This is a genomic window from Limosilactobacillus reuteri subsp. porcinus, from assembly GCF_036621895.1.
Taxonomy (GTDB): Bacteria; Bacillota; Bacilli; order Lactobacillales; family Lactobacillaceae; genus Limosilactobacillus; species Limosilactobacillus reuteri_J.
In genome coordinates, this window is sequence record NZ_LN887459.1 from 1 (window position 1) to 1,100 (window position 1,100).

The 1,100-nt window shown below is 38.7% G+C and carries 1 protein-coding gene; it reads left to right on the top strand.

The genetic code is table 11. From position 1 onward, the window contains the following. A partial coding sequence (locus AACL61_RS07845; RefSeq protein ID WP_339111206.1) for an LPXTG cell wall anchor domain-containing protein occupies positions 1-1,074 on the top strand: 1,074 nt, incomplete at its 5' end. Positions 1,075-1,100: the final 26 nt, after the last annotated feature.

Consider the following 1,100-nt stretch of genomic DNA (forward strand, 5'->3'; position numbering starts at 1 on the left):
GCAAGTGCATCAATCTCATTGAGTCAGAGCGAGAGCGCCTCAACGTCATTGAGTCAAAGTGAGAGTACATCAACATCGTTAAGTCAAAGTGCAAGTACCTCAACATCGCTGAGTCAAAGCGAGAGTACATCAACGTCATTGAGCCAAAGTGAAAGTACCTTAATTTCATTGAGCCAAAGCGCAAGTGCGTCAACATCGCTGAGTCAAAGTGAGAGTGCCTCAACGTCATTGAGTCAAAGTGAGAGTACATCAACCTCGTTGAGTCAAAGTGCAAGTACCTCAACATCGCTGAGTCAGAGCGAGAGCGCGTCAACATCGTTAAGTCAAAGTGCAAGTGCCTCAACATCGTTGAGTCAAAGCGAGAGTGCCTCAATTTCATTAAGCCAGAGCGAGAGCGCGTCAACATCGTTAAGTCAAAGTGAGAGTGCCTCAACGTCATTGAGTCAAAGTGAGAGTGCGTCAACATCGTTGAGTGCAAGTGAGAGTCAATCGACTTCATTAAGCATGAGTGACTCAGTTTCTGTTTCAAATAGTGGCTCAACTTCGCTTAGTGAATCACCTGTAAATCCAAAACCTGATAATCCATCCGAATCAATTAGTATGAGTGAACAAATTTCGACAAGCTTAAGTGTATCCACCTCAATAAGTACTAGTATTTTGGATTCAATGAATGCAAGTACTTCTACAAGTCTTAGTGATAGTATTTCAACTACTATTAGTAATTCTTCATCCATCAATAGTAGTCATTCAATAGGAACGATATTCCCAGAAAATAATGAATCAGCGAATGGCTCTGGAGATATCTTTACTTCAGTAAGTTTGGACGTTAATAATAGTACAAATAATTCTGGGCTTGAAAATACAGATGCTTCAGTTACTAATAATCGTATGGTGGTTGAGCTAACAGAAAAGAACTCAGTTGAAAATAGTGACAGTAATGGAAAAAATAATAAACTTCCACAAACCGGTACTACTAGTCAAATAACGACTGGATTACTTGGATTGGGATTATTATCATTAGAAGCAATCTTACTGTTAATTGCTAAGAAAAATAAGAATAGCCAAAACAAGTAATTAATTTGGCAGATTGTAAAATTTAA